This is a genomic window from Chryseobacterium sp. KMC2, from assembly GCF_016756935.1.
GTDB classification, from domain to species: domain Bacteria; phylum Bacteroidota; class Bacteroidia; order Flavobacteriales; family Weeksellaceae; genus Chryseobacterium; species Chryseobacterium rhizosphaerae.
On sequence record NZ_JAESIT010000021.1, the window covers coordinates 53,758 to 78,065 of the forward strand.

The window sequence follows — 24,308 nt, forward strand, 5'->3', positions numbered from 1 at the left end:
TTTAATTTTTTTTTCAAGATTCACAACACTCTATTTTAACATTGTTGAAAATTAAATAATAATGTTTCAGAATATTATTAAATTAATAATTTGCTATTAAATTTTATTAAAAATGAAATGTTATGTATGAAATAATGCAATATTAAGAAATCGTTAATTCTTAAATTGCGATAAATTGCCTCCCGGAAAATGATTTTACTTTCCCTAAAAGCTCCAATTCTAAAATGATTGGTAAAATTTTGTGTGAGGAAATTTCAATTTCCAGCGAAAGATCGTCTAAAGATATCTGTGGATTCTCTTTTATGTATTGATATATTGTCTGTTGAATATCAGTTAATTGTATGACAGATTCACTGTATGGGAAAAGCTCTTCGATTTTCTCCGGGGGATCATTCAATCCCAGTAGATTGATAAGGTCTTTCAGGGTTGAAATAGCAGTTGCTTTATGATGGAAAATCAATTGATTACAACCTTGGCTGTAAGCGTCAGTAATTTTTCCCGGAAGCGCAAAAACATCCCTGTTGTAGTCATTGGCAAAAGTTGCCGTACTCACAGATCCTCCTCCGAATCCCGTTTCTACAACAATGGTGGAAGGGGAAATTCCTGCCACAATTCTGTTCCTTTGAATGAAATTTTCCCGGTCCGGTTTTCTGGTTGAGCTGAATTCGGTAAGCAATACTCCTCCCTCCTGAAGAATTTTTTCTGACAGTTTTCTGTTGTTGGCCGGATATAAAAACTGAAAACCATGAGCAAGTACTGCTACGGTGGGTTTTCGGTAGTGAATAGATTGTTCATGCACCTCTTTATCTACTCCCAATGCAAGACCACTTACGGATAAAAATGGAGCAGAACGGGTAGCTTCAAAGAAATCATGAATAAATTGCCGGCCATAAGTGGTCATATTCCGGGTTCCTACTATGCTTACCTTGCGAAGTGAATCATCAAGCTTCCCCTTTTGATAGACTATGGCAGGAGCATCCTGACATTCATGAAGGTGTTGGGGAATTTCTTTAAGATGTCTGAGTTTGATCTGGATATTATTTTTTTCGCAAAATTTTAATTCTTTTTCTGCAAAATCCAGATGTTCTTTATTTCCAATGTCAGAAACGGTTTTTGATCCCATTCCTTCCAGTTTTTTATATTCTTTTTTGCTCCTTTTCCATGCTTCTTCTGCACTTCCAAAAGCCCGGACAAGTTTATAAAAATTAATGTCACCAATCTGGCTGCATTCGCGGAGAGCGATGGCATATAAATATTCTTCGGAAATCATGTGTGTTTTTTTTCAAATGTAGTAAAAATAAGCTTTTACTTCTTTCTTAATTCCTCCAAATGATTCCAGATATCATCTCTCTTTTTATAAGGTAATTCCAGAAAATCTTCAGGATGGTTTTCTTTATATTCCTGCCACAATTTGTCATCCTTTTCACTATAATAATTAGGAAATTCCCAGATATATTTTTTCTTTTTTTCGCCTACATTTTTAAAAGCAAAAGCAATAATACTTCCTACGACTGCACCGGAAAGGTGAGCCTGCCAGGAGATTTTACTCGGCTCCTGCATCGTATAGAACAGCTCCTCAGGAAGCATTCCCCAAATTAAACTTCCATAATACAGTACGACAAGCAATGATATGGTAAGCAGCTTTGTATTCCACTTAAATACTCCGCTGAAGAAAAGGAAAAAAGCAAGAACGTATACCACACCACTGGCTCCTATGGTACAGGTGTACATATAATCACCGGTAAGAATGTCGATAGGGGGAAGAAGCCAGACCAAAAGCCCTGTTGCCAGCCAGCCGATAATAAAGACCTTATTGGCTACTAAAGGATAAAACTGGTACAGCAGAAACATCAGGGCAGCAATAGGAATGGAGTTTCCTATGATATGATCTATATTTCCATGTAAAAGGGGAGACGTGATCACCCCCAACAATCCTTCGGGTACTAAAGGGATAATAGCCCCAAAGCAACTTCCAAAAAAGCCGCGCATCTGTAAAAAGTATCCGAACCACATTGCTGAAAGCATCAGCAAGGGGTATATAATCGCTCTTTTGGAAAGTACATTTTTAAACATGTAGATTTTATGTCAAATCAAAAGCCAACGATAAATTTCGGAAAATTTGTCGATGAATCATATTCTACTTACCTGATTTTAAGACAAAAGGTATCAATTTTATTTTATGAAACGAGTATTTTGGCATTGAATTTATTTATACACTACATTATTGAGGCTAAAATCTGATGAAAAATGAATTTTTTGAAGATCAATTAACCTTTAAAAAAAATTATATTTAATATTTTTGCATTGAAAATTTTTAGAAAATGAAGCGGTTTTTATTAATTCTTTCCTTTTTCATAGGGATTTATGTAAGTGCACAAGAAGAATTGAAAAAAGATTCTGTAGTGGTAGACACAGTAAAATACTGGTCAGTGTTAGGAAAAAATACAGTAATGCTTAATCAGGCTGCCTTTTCCAACTGGGTAGGTGGTGGAGCGAATAATGTAGGTTGGCTTGCGGGCGTCAATTACAATATGACCTATGAAAAAGAAAATGACCTCTGGGAGAATATCGTTATCATGGGATATGGACAAAATGATACCAAAGGTTTAGGAATAAGAAAAACTCAGGACGTTTTAAATGTCTCTACCAACTACGGGAGAAAATTTTCCAAGAGTTGGTATTTCTCTTTGGGAGCAGGCATACAGTCACAGTTTGCTCCGGGATATGAAGATGGCAATAATCCTGAGGCAAAGAAAATTTCAAATTTCATGGCCCCGGGATATGTAAACGTCGGTATGGGTATTACCTACAGGCCCAACGATGATTTGACGGTAACTTTACGTCCTACCAACGCCAGATGGACGTTTGTATTAGATAAAAGTCTTCAGCTGGCAGGAAATTACGGTCTGAAAAATGATGGTGATTCTTCACTATTGCAGTTCGGTTTTTTGGGAACGGCAATATATAAAGTGAAAATTATGGAAGATATTCATTTAACGAATACAGCTTCTGTCTTTTCCAATTATCTTGACCGTCCTGATAGGTTGGTGCTTGCGTACGGAGCTATTTTAAACCTGAAAGTTAATAAGTATATTTCCTCCAATATAAGTTTAGATTTGCTGTATGATCATAACCAAATAGAGAAAACCCAGCTAAAACAAACCCTGGGAATTGGCTTTGCCTATACGCTGGATAATGGCGTGAAGCGCTCTGACCGTAAAGACAGCCAGTGGTGGATTAAGAAATAGGTAATAAAAATATAGATCAGTGAAAAGTACTCCAAACCGGAGTGCTTTTTTTGTGGATGATAGTGAGGTCAACTTAAGTAGTTTTAAGTTTAGACTCTATATTTTCTGAGAGTTAAGTTTTTAAATATCTTATTTTTAACTAGTTACATGTGATATTTGAACCTTGTTAAATTCAAATTAAAGTGAATATTACCGGGGCGTAAATTATTATTTATACATTTGTAAGGAAAATAATTAATTATGAAAAAACTTTTATTGATGGCTTCCATTTCTTTTGGGGCTATTGTGGCAGCACAGGAAACTAAAACTGCAGCTCCTGCAGCTGATACTGTTAAAGCCTGGTCTATTCAGGGGCAAAACACATTAATGCTTAATCAGGCTGCCTTTTCCAATTGGGTAGGAGGTGGAGCCAACAACGTGGGATGGCTTGCCGGTGTCAATTACAACCTGACTTACGAAAAAGGTAAAGATCTTTGGGAAAACATTATTATCCTTGGATATGGCCAAAATAACACCCAGGGTACAGGGGTAAGAAAAACCCAGGATGTTATCAATCTTTCTACTAACTATGGTAGAGAATTTGCCAAAAACTGGTATTATTCTATGGGGGCTAGCCTTCAGACTCAATTTGCTCCGGGATATGAGGATGGAAACAATCCTGATGCCAAGAAAATATCAAACTTTTTTGCACCGGGGTATTTAAATTTAGGAGCAGGTGTTACCTACCGTCCTAATGATAATTTTACGATGACCCTTCGCCCTGCCAACGCAAGATGGACTTTTGTTCTGGATAAAGATCTTCAAAAAGCAGGAACTTATGGCCTTAAAAACGATGGAGATTCTTCGCTTTTTCAATTCGGTTTCCTGGGAACAGCTATCTACAAGCTGAAAATCATGGAGAATATCAGCCTGATCAATACGGGGTCTGTTTTTTCAAACTATTTAGATCATCCGGACAGATTGGTTCTTGGATATAGTGGAGTCCTTAATATGAAGATCAATAAATATATTTCTACCAATGTAACACTTGATTTATTATATGACCACAATCAGATCAAGAAAACCCAGCTAAAACAAACGTTAGGAGTAGGGTTGGCCTATAATATCGATAACGGAAAAAAACGTTCAGAGAACAAGGATAACCAGGGCTGGCTTAAGAAATAATCTTAATCACTATACATAATAAGAAAGCACTTCAATTTGAAGTGCTTTCTTATGTATCAATTATATAAGTCTTAAAATTCTAAATCAACTTCTAATTTCTCAGCCAATAGCTTTGAAATTTTTTCTTTTAAAGGCTCAATGTCGATATTCTGCATCGCATCATTCGCAAATGCATATAAAAGAAGTGCCTGTGCTTCTTTTTTAGAGATACCTCTTGCTCTCAGATAAAACAGGGCGTCTTCATTAAGCTGACCTACTGTACATCCGTGAGAACATTTTACGTCATCTGCAAAGATCTCCAACTGAGGTTTTGTATCAATACTTGCCCCTTCACTTAATAAAACATTGTTGTTTTGCTGATAGGCATTCGTTTTCTGGGCAATTTTGTCAACAAAAACTTTCCCGTTGAAAACTCCGTGGGCATTGCCATCAAAGATACCCTTGTAGTTCTGATAACTTTCACAGTTTGGAAAATTGTGGTGAACTGCGGTATGGTGGTCTACCAGCTGGTCTTTTCCGATGATGGTAATCCCGTTCATGAATGAATTGATATTTGATCCATTATGAATGAAATCCAGGTTGTTTCTTACCAATTTACCTCCAAAAGAGAATGTATTTACAGTGGTTAAGCTGTCTTTCTCCTGTTTTGCAAAGGTATTATCGATAAGATATGAGGTATTGTTATCGTTCTGAAGTTTATGCCAATCTGCTTTTGCATTTGGATAAGTAAAGATCTCAGTCACGGAATTGGTCAATACATAAGTACTGTCAAAATTATGGTGACTTTCAATCACTTCCACTTTTGCTCCCTCTTCTACAATCAATAAGTTTCTTGTATTGTAGAATGTATTTTCTTCCTGATTCTGAGAAATATAGAAAATATGAATAGGTTTTTCAATCACCACATTTTTAGGAACTTTTAAAAAGAATCCATATTTGCAGTAAGCAAGATTTAAATTGGTGAAAGCCAAATCCTTAGCTGCAATGCTGTTAAAGTACTGATCGAAAACTTCTTTATGCTGCTCGTCATTCAATGCATAATTGAATGAAAGGAACTCTGCATTTTCAATAGAAACCTTAGAAAGTTCCTTATGAAGCTGCCCGTTTACAAAAACGATCCAGTCAAAATTTTCTTCTCCTAAATGCAGTTGGTCAAACTGCTCTTTGGTGATGTTATGGTTCTCTTTTGGAAAGAAATTGTAGTCTTTCTCAGTGATCTCCCTTAGGTTGGTATATTTAAACTCTTCGTCTTTTTTGGTAGGAAAACCTGTTTCTGCAAACTTTCCTAAAGCCTGAACTCTCGTTTCATCCAAAAAACGGTGACGAAGTGTACTGAGAAATTCGTTATGATTATTTAAAATTTGTTCGTTTAAACTCATTGTTTATTTGAAATTTGAGATTTGAGATTTGAAATTACGGACGGTTAAATTTATTGCCATTATGTTCGATAGTTTTTAAATATCTTATAAAGCCGGAAATCATCTTTGATAAATCCGTATAATCCTTTTTCAAATCATTAAATTCATTTTCGGTAATAAAATTTCTATCAAATGCTCTGATTAATTGAGATCTTACTTCACCACATGAACCTTTTGACATAGATAGAAAATTGATAAATTCTTTATTTCCCTCCCTTTCAAAACCTTCTGCAATGTTATCCATTACAGAAGCCGATGAACGGTCTATTTGATTTTTAATGTTTAGACTGCAATTTGAATTTTGTACGAGTGAGATGAAAACTTTCTGGCATAATTCTCTGGATCTTTTCCATGTTTCTAAATCCTCAAAATTATTTATAGTTGCCATAATTTCAAATCTCAAATCGCAAACTTCAAATTAGTTAAGCAGCCAGTCGTAACCCTTTTCTTCAAGTTCTAACGCTAAAGATTTATCACCTGTTTTGATGATTTTTCCATTGGCTAAAACGTGAACAAAGTCAGGTTGAATATAGTTAAGCAATCTTTGATAGTGTGTAATCAAAAGAACTGCATTTCCTTCATTTTTAAAGTGATTCACCCCATCTGCTACAATTCTTAATGCATCAATGTCTAATCCTGAATCTGTTTCATCAAGAATAGCCAGTTTAGGATTAAGCATCATCATCTGGAAGATCTCATTTCTTTTCTTTTCACCTCCGGAGAATCCCTCGTTTAATGATCTTGAAAGGAAATCTTTTTTGATCCCTAATTTTTCAGACTTTTCACGAATGAGAGCAAGCATTTCTTTTGCCGGCATTTCTCCCAGTCCGTTTGCTTTTCTGGTTTCGTTTAAAGCAGCCTTGATAAAGTTCGTTACAGAGACTCCCGGAATTTCCACTGGATACTGGAAAGAAAGGAAGATTCCTTTGTGTGCTCTGTCTTCGGGAGCATCTTCACTGATATCTTCACCCTGGAAAAGGATTTCTCCACCAGTTACTTCATAATCCTCTTTTCCTGCGATTACAGAAGAAAGTGTGGATTTACCAGCTCCGTTTGGCCCCATGATAGCGTGAACTTCGCCCGGCTTTATTTCAAGATTAATACCTTTTAATATTTCTGCGCCATCTTCAATTTTGGCGTGAAGGTCTTTTATTTGTAACATTCTTGCTAACTTTTTCTTTTTATAATTGTATTAGCTTCCTCTGTATGTGGAATATCCAAATGGTGATAAAGTAATAGGAACATGATAATGTTCGTTATTTTTTATCTGGAATATTACCTCAATAGACGGATAGAAGCTTTCTATTTTTTTGTTTTTATAATAATCTTCTACAAAGAATACGAGTTTGTATTTTCCGTAATTATTGCTCTTTTGGTATGGTAAAAAATCTGAAACCCTGCCATTATTATCAGTTTGCTTTTTACCTATAGAAACCCATTGCTGGGTTGTTTCATTATATTTCTCCAGTTCAATTTTTACATTTCCTGCAGGTTGTCCCTGCGAAATGTCAAGAATATGACTTGAAAGTTGAAATCCCGTCTTTTCCTGAGCAGAAAAGGCTAAGAAAATGAATCCAAAAAATAACAATAAAAACTTTTTCATAGAGACCATTTTCTCAGTGGACTATCCAACTGAACCTTCTAATGAAATTTCTAATAATTTCTGTGCTTCGATAGCAAATTCCATTGGAAGTTTATTTAAAACTTCTTTGCTGAAACCATTAACGATCAGGGCAATTGCTCTTTCCGTATCAATACCTCTTTGGTTACAGTAGAAAATCTGATCTTCTCCGATTTTCGAAGTCGTTGCTTCGTGCTCCAGCTGTGCCGTAGGATCTTTGATTTCAATATAAGGGAAGGTATGAGCCCCACATTCATTACCCATCAATAAAGAGTCACATTGAGAGAAGTTTCTTGCCCCTTTAGCAGTAGGCATTACCTTTACCAATCCTCTGTATGAGTTTTGAGATTTTCCTGCAGAAATACCTTTTGAAATGATCGTTGACTTGGTGTTTTTTCCAATGTGGATCATTTTTGTACCTGTATCTGCATATTGGTGATTGTTTGTCACAGCGATAGAGTAGAACTCTCCGATTGATCCGTCACCTTTCAGAATACAAGATGGATATTTCCATGTTACTGCAGAACCTGTTTCCACCTGTGTCCAAGAGATTTTTGCATTTCTTTCGCAAAGTCCTCTTTTTGTCACAAAGTTGAAAACGCCTCCTTTTCCTTCTTCATTACCCGGATACCAGTTCTGAACAGTTGAGTATTTGATCTCTGCATCATCCATTGCAATAAGCTCTACAACCGCAGCGTGAAGCTGGTTTTCATCTCTTGACGGCGCAGTACATCCTTCAAGATAAGAAACATAACTTCCTTCATCAGCAATGACAAGAGTTCTTTCAAACTGGCCTGTTCCTGCCTGGTTGATACGGAAATACGTGGAAAGTTCCATTGGGCATCTTACTCCCTTAGGAATATAGCAGAAACTTCCGTCAGAAAATACTGCGGAATTCAATGCTGCATAAAAGTTATCTCCTCTTGGAACTACTTTTCCAAGATATTTTCTTACTAAATCAGGATGGTTTTTAATGGCCTCAGAAATAGAACAGAAAATAATTCCTTTTTCAGCCAATGTATCCTGGAAAGTGGTTTTCACAGAAACTGAGTCTATTACAATATCTACAGCTACTCCTGAAAGTCTTTTCTGCTCTTCGATATTAATCCCTAGCTTTGCGAAAGTTTTCAATAATTCCGGGTCCACTTCGTCAAGGCTTTCCAATTCAGGTTTTGCCTTTGGAGCAGCATAGTAACGGATTGCTTGAAAATCCGGCTTTTCATATTTGATGTTTGCCCACTCGGGCTCCACCATTTTTAGCCAGATTTTGAAAGATTCCAAACGCCATTCAGTCATCCATTCAGGCTCTTCTTTTTTTGCAGAGATAGCACGGACGATATCCTCATTCAAACCAATTGGGAAGTCTTCATAATCAATCTTCGTTTCCCAACCGAATTCATATTTTTTATTTTCTAGATCGACTCTTAAATCGTCTTCAGTATATTTACTCATTATTTTTTTTTATTTCAGATTTTAGATTTCAGGTTGATTTCTGATTTCTAGTATCTAATGTCTTTTCTCTAAAGACTAAATGATTCTCCACATCCACATGTTCTGGATGCATTCGGGTTGTTAAATACAAACCCTTTTCCGTTCAATCCTCCTGAGTACTCAAGAGTTGTTCCTGCTAAGTATAAGATAGATTTTTTATCAATAACAATTTTAATGTCATTATCTTCAAAAATCTGATCTGTGTCTGTTTTTTGGTTGTCAAACTTTAAAACATACTCTAAACCAGAGCATCCGCCGCTTTTAACACCAACTCTTATATAATCTTCAGCAGGGTTAAAACCATCTTCTGTCATCAGCTGAATGGCTTTTTCCTTTGCGTAATCTGATACTTTTATCATTGTATTTATTTAGAATGATTTAATTAGGCAAAAATACGAACTAATTTCCGCAATCTCAAATCGAAGATATCTATTTTAATGATTCTGATCTTAATACGACATTTTAATTCCTGGGATTAGTGTTAAAGATGTATAAATTTTCTCTCAAAGACCTGAATACTTTTAACCTTGAATTCTATTTTTCATCTATAAATAAAATGAACAATGAAACAAAAAGTATTAATTTTTTTTGTGTTGTTTTTAATGGTAGCGTCTTATGGACAGACTACAAGGTATATCTATGAAACTTCAGTGAACCCGGATTCAATTAATCTGGTGAGCATGAAAATTGAAAAAACTTTTTTAGATATTAAAGGAAACCGTTCTTTATTTGTCAGTGAAAATAAATTGAAAAAAGATTCTCTTTTAAATTCTTTTAGATCGGAAATAAAAGAAAATAATAGAAAAGGAGATAAAGATTTTCCAAAACAGGAAGGGAAGAGACATATTGAACCTACTTTTTTTGAATATTTTGTTTCAAAGAATATTCCGGAGCAAAAAGTATATTATTATGAGAAAGCTGCCGGTAAACAAATTTATTATCAGGAAGACAGGCCTTTGAAATGGGAAATGACCCAAACTGTAGAAAAACAGAATGGATATCCTGCTCAAAAAGCTGTTGTCAATTTTGGAGGAAGGAGTTGGACTGCCTGGTTTACGAAAGATATTGCTATTTCTGATGGTCCGTACAAATTCTCAGGATTACCGGGGTTGATTGTGAAGCTTGAAGATGATAAAGGAGATTTTAAGTTCGATCTTGTTAAGAAAATCCAGATTAAGGATGCTTTTGAGGAGCCTATAAATGCTGATGCAAAACAAAGTACAAGAACTAATTTCCACGGAGATAAAGCAGCTTTGGAACTAGAGTCTAATAAAAACAGAAAATCTATGGCTGGAAATAATGGAGGAGAGAATATGGGTTTTAAAGGAGAAGGAAGACATGGAGGAGGAATGAGAGGCGGTAGCCACCCGGGCGGAGGAATGCGTGGAGGGATGGGTGGAAATCATCAGGATTCTCCTGTACAGCAAAATCAAGGAGCAGAACATTTTTCTTTTGGAAGTGGGTCAATCCAAAATCCTATTGAATTAAAATAAAAAAATATAAATGAAAAAATTAGGTATTATTGCTTTGGCATTCTTTATACAGCATGTCTCTGCACAAACCAACAGATTTGTGTATCAGGTAACTATGAAACCTGATGCAGAAAATAAAGCGGATATTAAAACTGAAAACGCCTATTTGGATATTTCTCCTGAAAAATCAGTCTTTTACTCTGAAAACAGAATCAAAAGGGATTCTATTATGCAAAAAGCATTTCAGGGAGGTGGTGGAAGAGGAAGTGTGAGTAGAGATCAGATGGAAAATTTGAGAACGAATATCAGCTATTCTGTAGAAAAAGATAAAACGAATCAGAAGACTTATCTGAAGGACAGAATAGGAAGGGATAGCTATTCTTATGAAGAAGACAGACCTCTGAACTGGAAAATTTCCTCAGAAACTACAAAAATTGGGGAGTATAAAGTTCAAAAAGCAGAAACTGATTTTGCCGGAAGAAAATGGACTGCCTGGTTTACTACGGATCTTCCATATCAGGATGGCCCCTATAAGTTCGGCGGGCTTCCGGGACTGATTGTAAAAGTAGAAGATGACAAAGGAGATTATTCTTTCGATTTGATGAAAAATTTTAAAATTGCTGAATTTCCTGTCCTGAACCAGTTTGGAACTCCGATAAAAGTGAAAAGAACTGATTTTATAAAGCAGCAGCAGAAGTTCAAATCTGATCCTGCGGCCTTTATGAGTCAAAGCGGAGGACAAGGGGGATTCGCCACTACGATGAGAGTTGGAGGAGGAAGAGGCCCGGGCGGAGGTGGAAACCAAAATCCTGCTGATATGAAAAAAAGAATGGAAGAGAGGGTAAAAGAAGAAGCTAAGAAAAACAGTAATCCTATTGAATTACAATAAATAAAAATCCCTGAAGAAATTTTCTTCAGGGATTTTTTTATTTTTATTCTGTCAGTTTATTTTAAAAGCTGGTTGAACGTGTCTCCTTGTCTGATATCACCACTATTATAGCCTTTCATAAACCATTCTTTACGTTGTGCTGATGATCCGTGGGTAAAACTTTCCTGATTAACATACCCCTGAGCTCTTTTTTGGATATTGTCATCTCCCACAGCCTGTGCTGCATCTATAGCAGACTGTATATCTCCAGGTTCCAGAATATGTTTGGAGTCATCTGTTTTCTTGGCCCAGACTCCGGCATAAAAATCGGCTTGTAACTCTGTAGCCACAGAGACTCTGTTCATCTCTGCTTCTGAATATCTTCCGCTTCTTCTGAGGGCATCTACTTTTTGTGTTGTACCCAAAAGAGTTTGTACATGGTGTCCTACTTCATGAGCAAGAACATAAGCCACTGTAAATTCGGTAACCTTTGCTCCAAATCTCTGTTGAAGTTCATTGAAGAAACTCATGTCCATATATACTTTCTGATCAGCCGGGCAATAGAAAGGTCCCATTGCAGATTCTGCCACACCACATGCAGATCTTGTCGTATTTTCAAAAAGGACTACTTCTGGTGCAGAATAGGTCATCCCATTTTCTTTAAAGATCTGATCCCAGGTTAAAATATTCCATTTGGCCATCATATCGACCATTTCACCGATCTGCTTTTCATTGGCCGTAAGTTCTCTTTTTTCACCGGAATTTCCTGAAGACTGTACGCTGCCGGAATTCAATATACCGGAAGGGTCTCCTCCTAAAAAGAACACAATTGCTGCTATAATTAAAGTTCCGAGTCCGCCGCCTACGATCATACCACCTCCTCCGCCTCCGGAACCACGGCGGTCATCAACGTTTCCGCCTCTGTCGTCTGTCCATTTCATACTAATAATTTTATGGGTAAATTTAATTAATTTAAGTTAAAACTATATCAATCAATATTTTAAAAATATATCAAGTTTTTATCTGTTCAGCTGTTTTGTTTTTAGCCAATAGGAGGTAGACTGATAGGCTGAAATCGTTTCATCTATCAGTTTCTGATCGGTATTCTTCAATAATTTTTCGTTATAATACAGCTTAAATTCCGGTGCAAGATCACTTTTTTCCAGTTCTAAAGAATATTGTTTTGCCTTTTTAACCGGAGAAATTACCGTTAGATGTCCGTCTTTTATAAAGCCCAGATCCTGATAGGTGGCAACATACGCTTTAGGCTGGAATTCTTTTTTGAAAACATCCTGACCCAGAAACTTAGACTGGTAACTGAAATTCAGAAGTCCTAAAACAGTAGGCATTATATCGATCTGAGACATCAGTGAATTAAACTTTTGAGGCTCGATAAATCCTTCCGAGAAGATCATTGCAGGAATTCTGTATTTATCCATTGGAAGTTCTGTTTTCCCTGCACTGGAAGCACAATGGTCAGCAATGATAACAAAGACTGTATTTTTGTACCAATCCTGTTTTTTTGCCATATCAAAGAACAGTTTAAGGGAATAATCTGTATATTTTACACCACCTTCACGGGATTTTGAGGTTCCCGGAATATCAATTCTTCCATCAGGATAAGTGAAGGGTCTGTGATTGGAAACGGTCATCCAATGATTAAAAAACGGTTTTCCTGATTTTGCTTCGGCATTCATCACCTGGATTGCTTTTTTGGCCATATCTTCATCAGCAACACCCCAAACATTGGCAAAACTGATTTCTTCAGGTTTGAAATTATTTCGGTCTACGATACCATACCCATTTCCTCCGAAGAAGTCCTGCATATTATCAAAATAGCTGTATCCTCCATAGAGAAACTTAACATCATAGCCCTTAGACTTGAAAACATTTCCTGTTGTAAATTTGTTTTTGTTATCATCTCTTTTAATAATACTTTCTCCTGCTGTAGGAGGAATACAAAGAGTTAAAGCTTCCAGACCACGTACGGTTCTGTTTCCTGTAGCATAGAGATTCGTGAACATCAATGACTTCTCTGCCAGACTATCTAAGAACGGGGTAATTTTTTGAGTATTTCCATAATGCTCCATAAAATCTGCAGAAAGACTTTCTATGGAGATCAGGACTACATTTTTCTTTAGCTCAGGTTGCTCAGCCACAATGTTTCTTGCCAGTGCAGGCGGTGAATACTGGCTTAAGAAATTCTTTTCTGCCTGCTGTTGATTGATCTGTGAATAAAACTGGAAATAATCGAGCTCATTATGGGTAAAGGCCCAATAGAACTTAGGAATTCCATTCGCTTCAATTTCATCCGCAAAAACATTGTCAGACTTTATCTGCATTAATGATGGGATCACTAATAAGCTAATTCCACAAAGAACAGCATAGGAGCCCAGCAAAATCATTTTTTCTTTGAAATTGGGAAGTTCCAGAAGCTCATTTTTTGTTTTTTTATAAATGAACCAGGTTATAGATAACGTTACAACAAGTATTGCTGAAAATAATGGAACTACAGGGTAGCTTTCCATAATATTTCCGATCACTTCATTGGTGTAAATCAGATAATCTACAGCTATGAAGTTATAACGTACTCCGAATTCATTATAAAAGAAGTACTCACTTACTCCATTAAAGATGATGGAAAGTACATATAATAAAAGGGTAATAAAGTATAATGTGTTACGAATCTTAATCCTTTGAGTAGGAAGGAAGAGCATGAGCCCAAAGAAAAAAGTCTTTATTCCTACAAATGCCAGTGCAACTTCTGTTACAGAACCTCCGTACTGCTTGAAAATATTGTTCGGAATGAGCCATATATAAAGGAAAAATAAGACTAATATCCCAAAAATAATATAGCCGTAGGGCTTTTTATATTTTGAATTGGAGAGAAATAAAAAGTAGAGTGCCAGTAGTGCACTGGCCAGTATGAAGACAAAGAAATCATTCAAAAGACCAACTAACAAGACTTTTATTATTTCAAAAAAACCGAAACTAGCGGTTGTAATAGGGTGAAAAAAGAATACTGTCCTTATTATTAACGAAATAATAAGATAGAAAACTCCTAAATATAGGAACGGTTTTATTTTTTTTAAAAACATGGAGATGCTGTCTATAGTAGTTTACACAAAGATAGTTTTTGTGTCTAACTTTTAACAGAAAAAAATAAAAATATAGCGTTTATGGGTAAGATTTATGAATAAAATAAATAGATTTTCAGTCTATTTATTTTTTAACTGTTCTGTATGCTTGTGCATCAATTCAATAAAAAAAGGACTATTAAAAATAGTCCTGTATATTGTGAAGGGGGGATCAAATTAGGAATGTCCGAATCCGATATTTCCTTTTTTATCTGATAATTTCTTTTTGAAATCAATCATTCTTAAAGCGGTTACTGCTGCTTCAACGCCTTTGTTTCCTAAGTCACCACCACTTCTGGCAATAGACTGTTCTTTGGTGTCGTCAGTTAATACGCAGAATATCGTAGGAGTATCCGTCATGATGTTACAGTCTTTGATTCCCTGTGCTACTGCAGAGCATACATAGTCGAAGTGAGGAGTTTCCCCACGGATCACACATCCGATGGATATCACTGCATCATATTTTCTTTCTTTGCAAAGCTGCATGCTTGCATAGTTCAATTCAAAAGCTCCGGGAACAGGAAAAAGTTTGATGTTTTCAGGTTTTACCCCTTCTTTTTCAAGTATTTCTAAAGCTGCATCACGAAGATTGTACGTTACAAAGTCATTCCACTCAGAAAAAACAATGCCGATAGAAAAATCTTCGGCATTAGTTATATGAAGTGGCTTGTAATCGGAAAGATTAACTGTTGCCATTTTTTAATAATATTTAGTCATTTCAATATAAGAATCAGACATTCCGTTGTCATAGTCCTGATATTTCTCGTCAATTGCTGAGAAGTATTTTTTAGCTTCCGGATTTTTCTTTAATCCTAAAGCTACGATCCCTGCTTTTCTTGTGAAGAAATAAGTAGTGTAAGGATCATTAGACGCTGTTGCTGCCTTATCCAATAAAGCTAAAGCCTCATCGTTTTTGTTAAGACCTGATTTAGCATCCGCCATAGCTCCGTATTTCATTGCCATTAACGTTTTGTTATCAGATGAAAACTTATCTAAAAGGTCGTAAGATTCCTGGAATTTTCCTTCTTTAAATTTCAATAATCCGGCATTGTAAGCAGAAAGTTGTCCTACACTAGTCCCGGAATAATCATTGTATGTACCTACAAAACCAGGATTTGCTGCAGATTTTCCACCTAAAGCTTCTTTATCTTTACCTTCTACCAGGTTTTTTTGAGCAGCAAGGAAACTTTTTACAGCTTCAACATTCTTAGGAGCAACTACAAATTGCTTGTATCCAAAGAATCCTAAAACTCCTAAGATTAAAACTCCAAATACAATCCCTAAAGGTTTTGAATATTTTTCAAGAAATCTCTCAGTGTTTAAAGCCTCTCTGTCAAGGTCTTTAAAGAACTCAACCGTTTCTTTACCTTCTTGCTCATTCTGAGCATTCTTTCCCAATTTTGCCATAAGTTTTTAAAAATTGAACTGCAAATTTAATTGTTTCTGAATGATTTACAAAATACTTTATCAGTATTATTATGCAAATGTTATGAAATAGTATCTGTTTATCATAAAAATGCTTCGACTCCGCTCTGTAAGACTTTTTTAAACCAACCTTTTGTTGATGTTGTCCTGCAGAGCGGAGTCGGATAATTTATGTTATAAAGTCCTTAGTATTCTAAGATATGATAGATTTCGGCACCGAACTTTTCAAGTTTTTCATTTCCTCCCAGGCCTTTTAAACCAATAAGGAAACTGAACTGAGAAGCGATCGCTCCTTGTTTTTCCACCAATTTGGCTGCTGCTTCGGTAGTCCCTCCGGTAGCCAAAAGGTCGTCATGTATCAGTATTCTCTGTCCTTTCTTGATCTGCCCTTCACGGGTTTCTATTTCAGCAGTACCATATTCCAGGTCATATTTCTCTGAAATAATTGGGGGCGGAAGTTTTCCTTTTTTTCTGATCAGAATAAAAGGCACTTCCAATGCTACTGCAATGGCGATTCCAAAAAGGTAACCTCGGCTTTCTATTCCGCATACAGCGTCTATTTTTCCTTTGCTGAAGGTAACCAAATCGGCTATTACATCTTCATATAGTTTTGGGTCTAAAAAAATGGGTGAAATATCCTTAAACTGTATTCCTGGTATTGGAAAGTCAGGGAAATTTTCAATTGTTTCTTCTAGTCTTTTGATCAGTTCTGCTGAAGCCATTTATGGGTTTATTTTATAGCTGGAAATTTTCCAGTCTCCGTTTACATTTTTAAGTCCGAAAGTTACTTTTAATGAAGTCGTTTTACCGTTTTTATCGGTTACATCATACGTTGCATTGACACTGGCTCCGTTAGGATTGGTAGCGCTTGTCGTGATGTTCTTTACGCTTACATTTTTTACAGATCCAAAACCTGAAGTAGGGTTTGAGAAAGACTCATAGCTTCCCCAGCTTGGGTTATTGGAGGCATCATATGCTGCTTTTAAGTTTTGAGAGCTTACACTATTCAAAAACTTACTTACTGTATTTTTAGGATCTGCGGTAGGTTGCTTTGGAGCTGCCGGAGCTGTTGGAGTTGCAGTACCCGGTTCTGTAGTGGTGGGTGTAGTTGAAGGATTATTTGGATCTACCACAGCACTTGGCTGCTGAGTTACTGCTGTAGTATCCGTTTTAGGAACGGCAGGAACTTTTAGGGCAGCAGCATTTACATCAAGCCCTATTTTTGACATCTTGAATGTTTTTGCTGTTGTTTTTACTGAAACAGTGATGTCTATTTTATTATCAACTACTTTTGCCGCCGGAATAGAGGAGAATTTAAGATTAAATCCTTTAAAGTTATTATCCTGCATCAGGTTTTTGGCTGTAGAAAGTCTCACACCGTTGCTGAAAACCTCCAGTGTTGCCTCTAGCCCTGCTCCTGTAAATGATACCGGATTTCCTGCAGCATCTACAAGTCTTGGAACGATCTGGATAGAGGTAGGAGCTCCTGCTCCGTCATCACCCATGGGTCTTGTAACAAGGCTTAGTGCTCCTGCTTTTACATCATTAGGATCACTTTCTTTAGCTTTATCATCTCCGAAGATATTCATTTCTCCCAATGAAGGCGGGCTGGTACTTGCCCATTCGATTCCGTTTTTCTGTGCAATTTCGTCTGCCAGTGTCAGGATTTCAGGCACTTTTTTTCCGTCAATCAGTTTTCCAAGTGCTTTTAGCTCGTTCACATCCCCATCTGCTTCTACACCGAATGTCTTAAGGATATAAAGAGCTTCATTAAACTTAATCTGTTTAATGGTTGATAAGCTGGAGGTCATATCATTGATACTTGACTGCAGCGTTTTAGTATTCGTAGCATCTACATGATCTTTCTTACATGCTGTAAAAAGCAACAGACTGAAAACAAGTAGAAAAGAAAACTTTTTCATTTTTATTTGGTTTGTTGCAAATTTAATAAAACCTTTATTAATAGTGGATTTTATTTTTTATTTTGTTTTTCCTTCAAATCGTCCTTAAAAAATGAACTGAAGATAGTCTGCATATTAGGGAATGACGGATCCTGCCAATACTGGGTTTTATAGTTGCTATAGTCTTTATTAAACTTTACTTCATCCATATCATTACTATCACTGAAGCTCATTTCTGAAGGATAAAAGTTTTGGTAGGAAATAACCTGATTGTAGTTTTCCTCACTTTTATGTTTTAATTTAATGAAAAGAATTTCATTAAATTCCAGGAGATCTTTGAGTGTTTTTTGAGAATTCTTTTCAAAAGCGATATTCTGAATTCCTCTCAGATCAAAAAAACGGAATCCGAATAGGGCAAATTCTTTTTGCTGCAGGTATTCACCGGTAACCTCAATTTCATCTTTGCTGCTGCCTTTAAGTTCCTTAATTTTTATGTTTTTCTTTTTGTATTCATCAAGGGTTCCCACTTTTTTCATATTGGGGATTCCTAATGAGCTTCCATAATCCCAAAAAGCGGTCTGGTTCTTTTCTTTCTTAGGATCTATAAGTCTGTACACTCGATATTGTTCCACATGACTGTTTTTTAGCTTTTTCGTTTTATTATCAAAAGTATAGGTTACAATTCCATCAGCATAGGCATTCAGTTTATTGTTGACCGTAACATAAGAATTAAAATTCCCTTTGATAAGGATATATTTTGCAGGTTTATTATTTTTAATGACTACCGTTTCTATTTCTTTTACCTGATCATTGATCTTAATAACAGGCTGGTCAAAATCTGAATAGGAGAGTGTGGCCACCAGAAAATTATTATAGACCAGCTGGAATTTTTCCTGAGCCGGGGATAAGGATTGTTTATCAATTTTCCCATCAATATCAGAGTAGGCGAGTATACTACCGTCCTTACCGAAAACCGAAACCTTTGGAAGAGGAATGTTACTTTTTTCGGAAACGAAAGTAATGGTCTGGGCATGGGTAAAAATGGAGACCAGACAGAATAGCAGGTAAACCAGATACACTTTATTCATAGTACTGTTTATTGGGGTTAGTCATCAGGCTTATGAATATGCAGGAAATGAATCTTAAAAGGACAGCGATTGGGCTGACGGCATAAAAAAAGACTGATCGTTTAACAATCAGTCTTTTATAATTTTATTTTGTTACAAGTCCTTAGAAAGGATACTCATAAATTTCAGATTCGTGTAAGTAAGGGTTTCCTGTAGGGATCAGCTTCAATTTAGATAAAGCAGAAAGTACAGTAAACATAAACAATCCAACTACGAATAGGAGAGCTCCCAAGATTAATAAGAATACTTCAGGAGTGTTCCAGTATGGTCCTACCGTTCCAGGCATTACCATGTTGAAGTAATCTAGGATGTGTCCTAAAATAACTACTACAGCCATTACCGTTACTACTTTGTAGTTTCTCTTGATGCTGCTGCTCACTAATACCAATAATGGTAATAAGAAGTTTACAATAAGCATTGGCAAGAATGTAGTTCCATAGTGTTGGAATCTTCCAAAGAAGTAGTTAACCTCTTCCGGAACGTTGGCATACCAGTAAAGCATGAACTGAGCAAACCATGTATATGTCCAAAGCATACTTGTAGCGAAAAGGAATACTCCTAAATCGTGTAAGTGGTTGTCATTGAACTGTGGTAAGAAACCATTTTTCTTAAGATAAACACTTAATAGAATGATTACAGCAATACCACTTGAAAGGCAGCTAACCATTGAATACCAGATATACATTGTAGAATACCAGTGAGGGTCAATAGACATCAACCAGTCCCAAGCCCAAGCAGCAGAAGCAAATCCGAAGAATGCAATATATCCTACTGCCCATCTGTAAAGCATTTGATACTCAACTTTAGATTTAGTTTCATCTACTTTTTTAGACTGAGCTTTCAGTTTCCATGCAAAGAATGAAGCACCTACTACATAAATGATCGTTCTGATAGCATAGAAAGGTATATTTAAGAATCTTTTCTTTTCGAATAAAATTACGTCAAAGTGTGCAGATTCAGGATTCGTTAATTCCGGATCCATCCAGTGGAATAGGTGGCCATTGTGAGTGATATTCAATATCATCATAATAACCAGAATTGCACCTCCGTAAGGAATATAAGAAGCAATAGCTTCCATTACTCTTGTAATAATAATTGGCCAACCAGCGTGGGCAGCATGCTGAATACAGTAGAAAAACAATACAGCACAACTTACTCCAAAGAAAAAGACAGCTACAAAGTGCAGCGATGCTAATGGCTGGTTGTGAACCTGAAGCTCAGCATGCTCTAAATGAGCTGCGTGATCCTGTGGTCCAACCATTTCACTTGAGTGGGTAGGAGCATTATGACCTGAAGCATGAACAGCTTCCATCATTTGTTCTATTTTCTCAGTAGAAAGTCCTTTATTCATAAAGAAACCAATACCAAACAGAACTAAACCTACAACAAGAAGTATTATAGAAGTTGATTTTAATTTTGGTGAAAAACTATACATTTCTTTTCTTATTTTTTAGTTTCGGTAGTCGTTTCAGTTGCTGGCGCCGCTGCTGTAGCTGCTGCCGGTGCTGCTGCTCCTTTTTTGAAAGCACTCATCACATACATTGCCACTCTCCATCTGTCTCCTGCGTTCAATTGTCCCGCATAAGATCCCATTGCATTTCTACCGTTTGTTAATACATAATGAACAGATCCTACAGTAATTTCTCTATCAGCATAGTTCGGTACACCAGAGAAAGCACCTGTTTGTACGATTGGACCTTGTCCATCACCTCCTGTTCCGTGACATGCAGCACAAGTACGGTCAAACAACATTTTTCCTCTTTCAATATCTTTATCAGCGTTTGCCGGATTAAGAGGAGAAGTTGTCATCTTCTTGGAAGCGTCATATCCTGCATTGTATTGATCTACATTTTTAGGAAGTAAACCTTCTTCAAAGATTCCGTCTTTATTTTGAGCCACTGAACCTTCTACGGGAGCAAGACCTGTTGCAAAGCTGTTTTTTACAAACGCAGGGATTTCATTCTCATGATCTGAGTATGCATCCTGAGCTTTCATCAATGGGTCATAAGCTACCGGGAAATACATGTCCGGGAAATATACCAATGGTGCATTGTCTTTTGGTCCGCAAGAGTTAAGTAAAACTGTAGTTAAACCTAAAACTGCTGTAATTTTTAATACATTCTTTTTCATTTTAAGCATCTTTAACAGTTATTTCTTCAACTCCAGTTTCAATAAGTAACTGTTTTACAGATTCTACATCTTCAGTTACAAATTCCATCATGAATTTATCATCAGTAGTTCTTGGATCCGGGTTCTGAGCAGGAGCTCCTGGATACATTTTGTTTCTAACTAAGAAAGTTAAAGACATCATGTGAGCTGCACAGAATACCATTAATTCGAACATTGGAACTACGAATGCCGGCATATTGTGTGCCCAGTCAAAAGCTGGTTTACCACCAATATTCTGAGGCCAGTCATGGTTCATTACATACCAGGTAACCGTAGCACCGATAGTAACACCATAAAGAGCATATAGAAAGGCTGCATCAGAAATTCTTGTTTTCTTTAATCCTAAAGCTTTGTCTAGTCCGTGAACCGGAAACGGAGTATATACTTCGTTTATTTTGATTCCTTTATCGTTGAATGCTTTAACGCCGTTCATTAAATCGTCGTCGTCAGCATAAAGTCCGTATACAATTTTAGTGGTGCTCATCTCCTTCTTTTGCTTTATAAGTTTCACCTGAAATTTTCAGAATCGATTTTAATTCAGCCTGTGCAATTACAGGGAATGTTCTTGCGTATAATAAGAATAATACAGAGAAGAATCCGATTGTTCCTAAGTATACACCCACATCAATGATCGTTGGTTTAAACATAGTCCAAGATCCTGGTAAGTAATCTCTTGAAAGGTTGATAACGATGATATCGAAACGCTCAAACCACATACCGATGTTAATGATCAATGCAACAATGAATGTCCAGATAATATTGGTTCTTGCTTTCTTGAACCAGAAAGATGCAGGAACAACAAGGTTACAGATAATCAATGACCAGAAAGCCCACCAGTAAGGTCCTACTGCAGCACCTGGTGAAAGGTACGTAAAGTCTTCAAATCTTGATCCAGAATACCATCCGATGAAATATTCAGTAGCATAGGCTACCGTTACCATACCCCCTGTTAAAACGATTACGATGTTCATAATTTCGATATGATACATGGTAATATAATCTTCAAGGTGACAAACTTTTCTAGCGATCAACAATAGGGTCTGTACCATTGCGAATCCTGAGAAGATCGCACCAGCTACGAAGTAAGGAGGGTAAATTGTAGAGTGCCATCCTTTAATAACTGAAGTTGCGAAGTCAAAAGATACCGTTGTGTGTACCGAGAATACAAGTGGAGTTGCTAAACCTGCAAGAACCAAAGAAAGTTCTTCGAATCTCTGCCAGTGTTTTGCTTTACCACCCCAACCGAAAGCTAAGAAAGTATAAATCTTCTTAGTCCAAGGAGTTTTTGCTCTATCTCTGATCATTGCAAAGTCAGGGATTAATCCCATAAACCAGAATACAGTTGATACTGAGAAATAAGTTGAGATCGCAAATACGTCCCATAATAGAGGAGAGTTAAAGTTCCCCCAAAGAGAACCGAACTGGTTTGGTAAAGGGAATACCCAGTATCCAACCCAAACTCTACCCATGTGAATTACAGGGAAGATTGCTGCCTGTACAACCGCAAAGATCGTCATCGCCTCTGCAGATCTGTTTACAGACATTCTCCATCTCTGTCTAAATAATAATAATACTGCTGAGATTAGGGTCCCGGCGTGACCGATACCTACCCACCATACGAAGTTGGTAATATCCCAACCCCAGTTAATAGTTCTGTTAAGCCCCCATGCTCCAATACCTGTCCCGATAGTATAAGCGATACAGCCGAATCCATAGATGAATAGAACTAGCGCAGCATATAATGAAATCCACCATAATTTACCTGCTCTTTCTTCGATAGGTCGTGCAATATCTTCTGTGATATCGTGATAAGTTTTGTGACCAATAATCAGAGGTTCCCTTATCGGAGCTTCGTAATGTCCTGACATTTTTTACCTATTTATTATTTAAACTTTATTTTTCTACTCTGTTTCTTACTTTAGTATGATAGAACACGTTTGGTTTGGTTCCGATCTCCTCTAGTAAATAATATCTTCTGTTGCTAGAATATAAATCTCTAACTTCAGATTCTTTGTCATTCATGTCTCCGAACGTCATTGCTCCAGTAGAACAAGCAGCAGCACAAGCACAAGAGTTTTTAAACTCAGCATCTGTTACTTTTCTGTTGTCTCTCTTAGCTGCTAAAATAGTAGCCTGAGTTTCCTGAATACATAGTGAACATTTCTCCATTACCCCTCTAGTTCTTACAACTACGTCTGGGTTAAGTACCATTCTTCCTAAATCGTTGTTCATGTTGAAATCGAACTTGTCATTTAGGTTATACGTAAACCAGTTAAAACGTCTTACTTTGTACGGACAGTTGTTTGCACAATATCTGGTACCGATACATCTGTTGTAAGCCATATGGTTTTGACCTTGCTTACCGTGTGAAGTAGCCGCTACCGGACATACAGTTTCACATGGAGCGTGGTTACAGTGCTGACACATTACAGGCTGGAAGATTACATCCGGATTGTCTGCAGGGTGATTTAATGCACCTCCTTCTTTATTGAAAGCAGTACCGTATAATTCTGGTACAGCCATTCCTTCTTTTAATCCTTCATATACCTCTACTTTCTGTCTTGAAGAATAGTAACGGTCAATTCTTAACCAATACATATCTCTGGACATTCTTACCTCTTCTTTACCTACTACAGGAACGTTGTTTTCAGCCTGACATGCAATAACGCAAGCTCCACAACCTGTACAAGAGTTTAAGTCGATAGATAAGTTGAAGTGAGGACCATCTGTATCATCAAAAGCATCCCAAAGGTCAATTTTTCTTGCTGGAAGTGCTCCACTGATTGTGTGGTATTCCAAAGGCTTGTTCCATCCTTTGTGCTCGTCATCAAAAGGTACGTTGATGAATTCAGCTAAAGGAACTTCCTTAGCAATTTCGTAACGTCCCATTAAGGTGTTTTGAAGCTGGATACCTGCAAATTCGTGATCTTCTCCTGTCTTTTCAATTTTAACTCCTGAAAGAGCCAGGTTAGAACCATCAAATAATGGATAAGCATTTACCCCTGTATCTGCAGTAGCTCCTGAGTTCTTTTTACCATAACCAAGCGCTAGACCTACAGATCCTTCTGCCTGACCAGGTTGAATGAATACAGGAACATCTTTTATTGTTACTCCGTTTACAGTAAGGTTTACGATAGAACCATCCAACTGCATTCTTGCATTAAGATCGTTATCAATCGCAAATTTCTCTGCATCTTTAGGAGAAATTGTCAAGTAGTTATCCCAAGACATTCTAGTAAGAGGATCCGGTAATTCCTGCAACCAAGG

The 24,308-nt window shown here is 36.8% G+C and carries 24 protein-coding genes; 4 read left to right on the forward strand and 20 right to left on the reverse strand.

Annotated elements, in window-relative coordinates; translation table 11 throughout:
• Nucleotides 1–160: 160 nt before the first annotated feature.
• Both dprA and JML65_RS19870 read right to left on the reverse strand, forming a co-directional pair.
• Complete coding sequence (gene dprA / locus JML65_RS19865; protein WP_202271827.1) at nucleotides 161–1,270, reverse strand: DNA-processing protein DprA; 1,110 nt, start codon at nucleotides 1,268–1,270, stop codon at nucleotides 161–163.
• Between the two features lie 35 nt (nucleotides 1,271–1,305).
• On the reverse strand, nucleotides 1,306–2,073 hold the full coding sequence (locus JML65_RS19870; protein ID WP_047484602.1) for a rhomboid family intramembrane serine protease: 768 nt from the start codon (nucleotides 2,071–2,073) through the stop codon (nucleotides 1,306–1,308).
• Nucleotides 2,074–2,321: 248 nt separating this feature from the next.
• Between JML65_RS19870 and JML65_RS19875 the strand changes: the two genes are divergently transcribed.
• Entirely contained in the window at nucleotides 2,322–3,248 is a 927-nt protein-coding gene (locus JML65_RS19875) for a DUF3078 domain-containing protein (protein ID WP_047484604.1), read from the forward strand.
• A 240-nt stretch (nucleotides 3,249–3,488) separates the two neighbouring features.
• The gene (locus tag JML65_RS19880) at nucleotides 3,489–4,412 is read left to right on the forward strand and encodes a DUF3078 domain-containing protein (RefSeq protein ID WP_047484606.1); all 924 of its coding nucleotides are present in this window, start codon (nucleotides 3,489–3,491) and stop codon (nucleotides 4,410–4,412) included.
• Between the two features lie 71 nt (nucleotides 4,413–4,483).
• On the opposite strand, the gene sufD is transcribed toward JML65_RS19880, so the two are convergent.
• The 6 genes from sufD to JML65_RS19910 all read right to left on the reverse strand — a co-directional run bounded on the left by sufD (nucleotide 4,484) and on the right by JML65_RS19910 (nucleotide 9,301).
• The gene (sufD, locus tag JML65_RS19885) at nucleotides 4,484–5,791 is read right to left on the reverse strand and encodes a Fe-S cluster assembly protein SufD (RefSeq protein WP_047484608.1); all 1,308 of its coding nucleotides are present in this window, start codon (nucleotides 5,789–5,791) and stop codon (nucleotides 4,484–4,486) included.
• 34 nt (nucleotides 5,792–5,825) lie between these two features.
• Nucleotides 5,826–6,218, reverse strand: a complete 393-nt coding sequence (locus JML65_RS19890) for a four helix bundle protein (RefSeq protein WP_202271828.1) — start codon at nucleotides 6,216–6,218, stop codon at nucleotides 5,826–5,828.
• A 30-nt stretch (nucleotides 6,219–6,248) separates the two neighbouring features.
• The gene (sufC, locus tag JML65_RS19895; protein ID WP_047484612.1) at nucleotides 6,249–6,992 is read right to left on the reverse strand and encodes a Fe-S cluster assembly ATPase SufC; all 744 of its coding nucleotides are present in this window, start codon (nucleotides 6,990–6,992) and stop codon (nucleotides 6,249–6,251) included.
• Nucleotides 6,993–7,022: 30 nt separating this feature from the next.
• Entirely contained in the window at nucleotides 7,023–7,433 is a 411-nt protein-coding gene (gene uraH / locus JML65_RS19900) for a hydroxyisourate hydrolase (RefSeq protein ID WP_084086621.1), read from the reverse strand.
• A gap of 21 nt (nucleotides 7,434–7,454) precedes the next feature.
• On the reverse strand, nucleotides 7,455–8,903 hold the full coding sequence (sufB, locus tag JML65_RS19905) for a Fe-S cluster assembly protein SufB (RefSeq protein ID WP_047484614.1): 1,449 nt from the start codon (nucleotides 8,901–8,903) through the stop codon (nucleotides 7,455–7,457).
• 68 nt (nucleotides 8,904–8,971) lie between these two features.
• Nucleotides 8,972–9,301 carry a HesB/IscA family protein gene (locus JML65_RS19910; protein ID WP_047484616.1) on the reverse strand — a complete coding sequence of 110 codons (330 nt, stop codon included), beginning with the start codon at nucleotides 9,299–9,301 and terminating at the stop codon, nucleotides 8,972–8,974.
• 204 nt (nucleotides 9,302–9,505) lie between these two features.
• Here JML65_RS19910 and JML65_RS19915 point away from each other — a divergent pair, with 204 nt between their 5' ends.
• Nucleotides 9,506–10,435: a GLPGLI family protein gene (locus JML65_RS19915; RefSeq protein WP_202271829.1), complete on the forward strand. Its 930-nt coding sequence runs from the start codon at nucleotides 9,506–9,508 to the stop codon at nucleotides 10,433–10,435.
• A gap of 10 nt (nucleotides 10,436–10,445) precedes the next feature.
• Nucleotides 10,446–11,303, forward strand: a complete 858-nt coding sequence (locus JML65_RS19920; RefSeq protein ID WP_084086397.1) for a GLPGLI family protein — start codon at nucleotides 10,446–10,448, stop codon at nucleotides 11,301–11,303.
• A 56-nt stretch (nucleotides 11,304–11,359) separates the two neighbouring features.
• Here the strand turns inward: JML65_RS19920 and JML65_RS19925 are convergent, their stop codons facing one another.
• The 12 genes from JML65_RS19925 to JML65_RS19980 form a co-directional block, all read right to left on the reverse strand.
• On the reverse strand, nucleotides 11,360–12,223 hold the full coding sequence (locus tag JML65_RS19925; protein WP_047484620.1) for a neutral zinc metallopeptidase: 864 nt from the start codon (nucleotides 12,221–12,223) through the stop codon (nucleotides 11,360–11,362).
• A gap of 78 nt (nucleotides 12,224–12,301) precedes the next feature.
• Nucleotides 12,302–14,380: an LTA synthase family protein gene (locus tag JML65_RS19930; protein ID WP_202271830.1), complete on the reverse strand. Its 2,079-nt coding sequence runs from the start codon at nucleotides 14,378–14,380 to the stop codon at nucleotides 12,302–12,304.
• Between the two features lie 216 nt (nucleotides 14,381–14,596).
• Nucleotides 14,597–15,115 carry a 6,7-dimethyl-8-ribityllumazine synthase gene (gene ribH, locus JML65_RS19935; protein WP_034734563.1) on the reverse strand — a complete coding sequence of 173 codons (519 nt, stop codon included), beginning with the start codon at nucleotides 15,113–15,115 and terminating at the stop codon, nucleotides 14,597–14,599.
• 3 nt (nucleotides 15,116–15,118) lie between these two features.
• Nucleotides 15,119–15,826 (reverse strand): hypothetical protein, encoded by a 708-nt coding sequence (locus tag JML65_RS19940; protein ID WP_047484625.1) that lies wholly within the window; start codon nucleotides 15,824–15,826, stop codon nucleotides 15,119–15,121.
• A 203-nt stretch (nucleotides 15,827–16,029) separates the two neighbouring features.
• On the reverse strand, nucleotides 16,030–16,566 hold the full coding sequence (locus JML65_RS19945; protein ID WP_047484628.1) for an adenine phosphoribosyltransferase: 537 nt from the start codon (nucleotides 16,564–16,566) through the stop codon (nucleotides 16,030–16,032).
• Nucleotides 16,567–17,766: an NTF2-like N-terminal transpeptidase gene (locus JML65_RS19950; protein ID WP_047484630.1), complete on the reverse strand. Its 1,200-nt coding sequence runs from the start codon at nucleotides 17,764–17,766 to the stop codon at nucleotides 16,567–16,569. It lies immediately after the preceding gene.
• A gap of 50 nt (nucleotides 17,767–17,816) precedes the next feature.
• On the reverse strand, nucleotides 17,817–18,833 hold the full coding sequence (locus tag JML65_RS19955) for a hypothetical protein (protein WP_202271831.1): 1,017 nt from the start codon (nucleotides 18,831–18,833) through the stop codon (nucleotides 17,817–17,819).
• Nucleotides 18,834–18,975: 142 nt separating this feature from the next.
• Nucleotides 18,976–20,307, reverse strand: a complete 1,332-nt coding sequence (locus JML65_RS19960; protein ID WP_047484633.1) for a hypothetical protein — start codon at nucleotides 20,305–20,307, stop codon at nucleotides 18,976–18,978.
• 8 nt (nucleotides 20,308–20,315) lie between these two features.
• Nucleotides 20,316–21,011 (reverse strand): c-type cytochrome, encoded by a 696-nt coding sequence (locus JML65_RS19965; protein ID WP_047484635.1) that lies wholly within the window; start codon nucleotides 21,009–21,011, stop codon nucleotides 20,316–20,318.
• A complete protein-coding gene (locus JML65_RS19970) occupies nucleotides 21,004–21,525 on the reverse strand; it encodes a DUF3341 domain-containing protein (RefSeq protein WP_047484637.1) in 522 nt (173 codons plus the stop codon). Before JML65_RS19970 ends, JML65_RS19965 begins: the two co-directional genes overlap by 8 nt.
• Nucleotides 21,512–22,909 carry an NrfD/PsrC family molybdoenzyme membrane anchor subunit gene (nrfD, locus tag JML65_RS19975; protein ID WP_047484639.1) on the reverse strand — a complete coding sequence of 466 codons (1,398 nt, stop codon included), beginning with the start codon at nucleotides 22,907–22,909 and terminating at the stop codon, nucleotides 21,512–21,514. Before nrfD ends, JML65_RS19970 begins: the two co-directional genes overlap by 14 nt.
• Nucleotides 22,910–22,934: 25 nt before the next feature.
• A partial coding sequence (locus tag JML65_RS19980; RefSeq protein WP_202271832.1) for a 4Fe-4S dicluster domain-containing protein occupies nucleotides 22,935–24,308 on the reverse strand: 1,374 nt, incomplete at its 5' end.

What these genes read in the sequence shown, in the direction of transcription:
- JML65_RS19875 (WP_047484604.1), top strand. Translation starts at nt 2,322, where the DNA reads ATGAAGCGGTTTTTATTAATTCTTTCCTTTTTCATAGGGATTTATGTA.
- JML65_RS19925 (WP_047484620.1), bottom strand. Translation starts at nt 12,223, where the DNA reads ATGAAATGGACAGACGACAGAGGCGGAAACGTTGATGACCGCCGTGGT.
- JML65_RS19955 (WP_202271831.1), bottom strand. Translation starts at nt 18,833, where the DNA reads ATGAATAAAGTGTATCTGGTTTACCTGCTATTCTGTCTGGTCTCCATT.
- JML65_RS19965 (WP_047484635.1), bottom strand. Translation starts at nt 21,011, where the DNA reads ATGCTTAAAATGAAAAAGAATGTATTAAAAATTACAGCAGTTTTAGGT.
- uraH (WP_084086621.1), bottom strand. Translation starts at nt 7,433, where the DNA reads ATGAAAAAGTTTTTATTGTTATTTTTTGGATTCATTTTCTTAGCCTTT.
- sufC (WP_047484612.1), bottom strand. Translation starts at nt 6,992, where the DNA reads ATGTTACAAATAAAAGACCTTCACGCCAAAATTGAAGATGGCGCAGAA.
- nrfD (WP_047484639.1), bottom strand. Translation starts at nt 22,909, where the DNA reads ATGTCAGGACATTACGAAGCTCCGATAAGGGAACCTCTGATTATTGGT.
- ribH (WP_034734563.1), bottom strand. Translation starts at nt 15,115, where the DNA reads ATGGCAACAGTTAATCTTTCCGATTACAAGCCACTTCATATAACTAAT.
- sufB (WP_047484614.1), bottom strand. Translation starts at nt 8,903, where the DNA reads ATGAGTAAATATACTGAAGACGATTTAAGAGTCGATCTAGAAAATAAA.
- JML65_RS19930 (WP_202271830.1), bottom strand. Translation starts at nt 14,380, where the DNA reads ATGTTTTTAAAAAAAATAAAACCGTTCCTATATTTAGGAGTTTTCTAT.
- JML65_RS19945 (WP_047484628.1), bottom strand. Translation starts at nt 16,566, where the DNA reads ATGGCTTCAGCAGAACTGATCAAAAGACTAGAAGAAACAATTGAAAAT.
- JML65_RS19950 (WP_047484630.1), bottom strand. Translation starts at nt 17,766, where the DNA reads ATGAAAAAGTTTTCTTTTCTACTTGTTTTCAGTCTGTTGCTTTTTACA.
- dprA (WP_202271827.1), bottom strand. Translation starts at nt 1,270, where the DNA reads ATGATTTCCGAAGAATATTTATATGCCATCGCTCTCCGCGAATGCAGC.
- JML65_RS19970 (WP_047484637.1), bottom strand. Translation starts at nt 21,525, where the DNA reads ATGAGCACCACTAAAATTGTATACGGACTTTATGCTGACGACGACGAT.
- sufD (WP_047484608.1), bottom strand. Translation starts at nt 5,791, where the DNA reads ATGAGTTTAAACGAACAAATTTTAAATAATCATAACGAATTTCTCAGT.
- JML65_RS19890 (WP_202271828.1), bottom strand. Translation starts at nt 6,218, where the DNA reads ATGGCAACTATAAATAATTTTGAGGATTTAGAAACATGGAAAAGATCC.
- JML65_RS19910 (WP_047484616.1), bottom strand. Translation starts at nt 9,301, where the DNA reads ATGATAAAAGTATCAGATTACGCAAAGGAAAAAGCCATTCAGCTGATG.
- JML65_RS19915 (WP_202271829.1), top strand. Translation starts at nt 9,506, where the DNA reads ATGAAACAAAAAGTATTAATTTTTTTTGTGTTGTTTTTAATGGTAGCG.
- JML65_RS19960 (WP_047484633.1), bottom strand. Translation starts at nt 20,307, where the DNA reads ATGTATAGTTTTTCACCAAAATTAAAATCAACTTCTATAATACTTCTT.
- JML65_RS19940 (WP_047484625.1), bottom strand. Translation starts at nt 15,826, where the DNA reads ATGGCAAAATTGGGAAAGAATGCTCAGAATGAGCAAGAAGGTAAAGAA.
- JML65_RS19870 (WP_047484602.1), bottom strand. Translation starts at nt 2,073, where the DNA reads ATGTTTAAAAATGTACTTTCCAAAAGAGCGATTATATACCCCTTGCTG.
- JML65_RS19880 (WP_047484606.1), top strand. Translation starts at nt 3,489, where the DNA reads ATGAAAAAACTTTTATTGATGGCTTCCATTTCTTTTGGGGCTATTGTG.
- JML65_RS19920 (WP_084086397.1), top strand. Translation starts at nt 10,446, where the DNA reads ATGAAAAAATTAGGTATTATTGCTTTGGCATTCTTTATACAGCATGTC.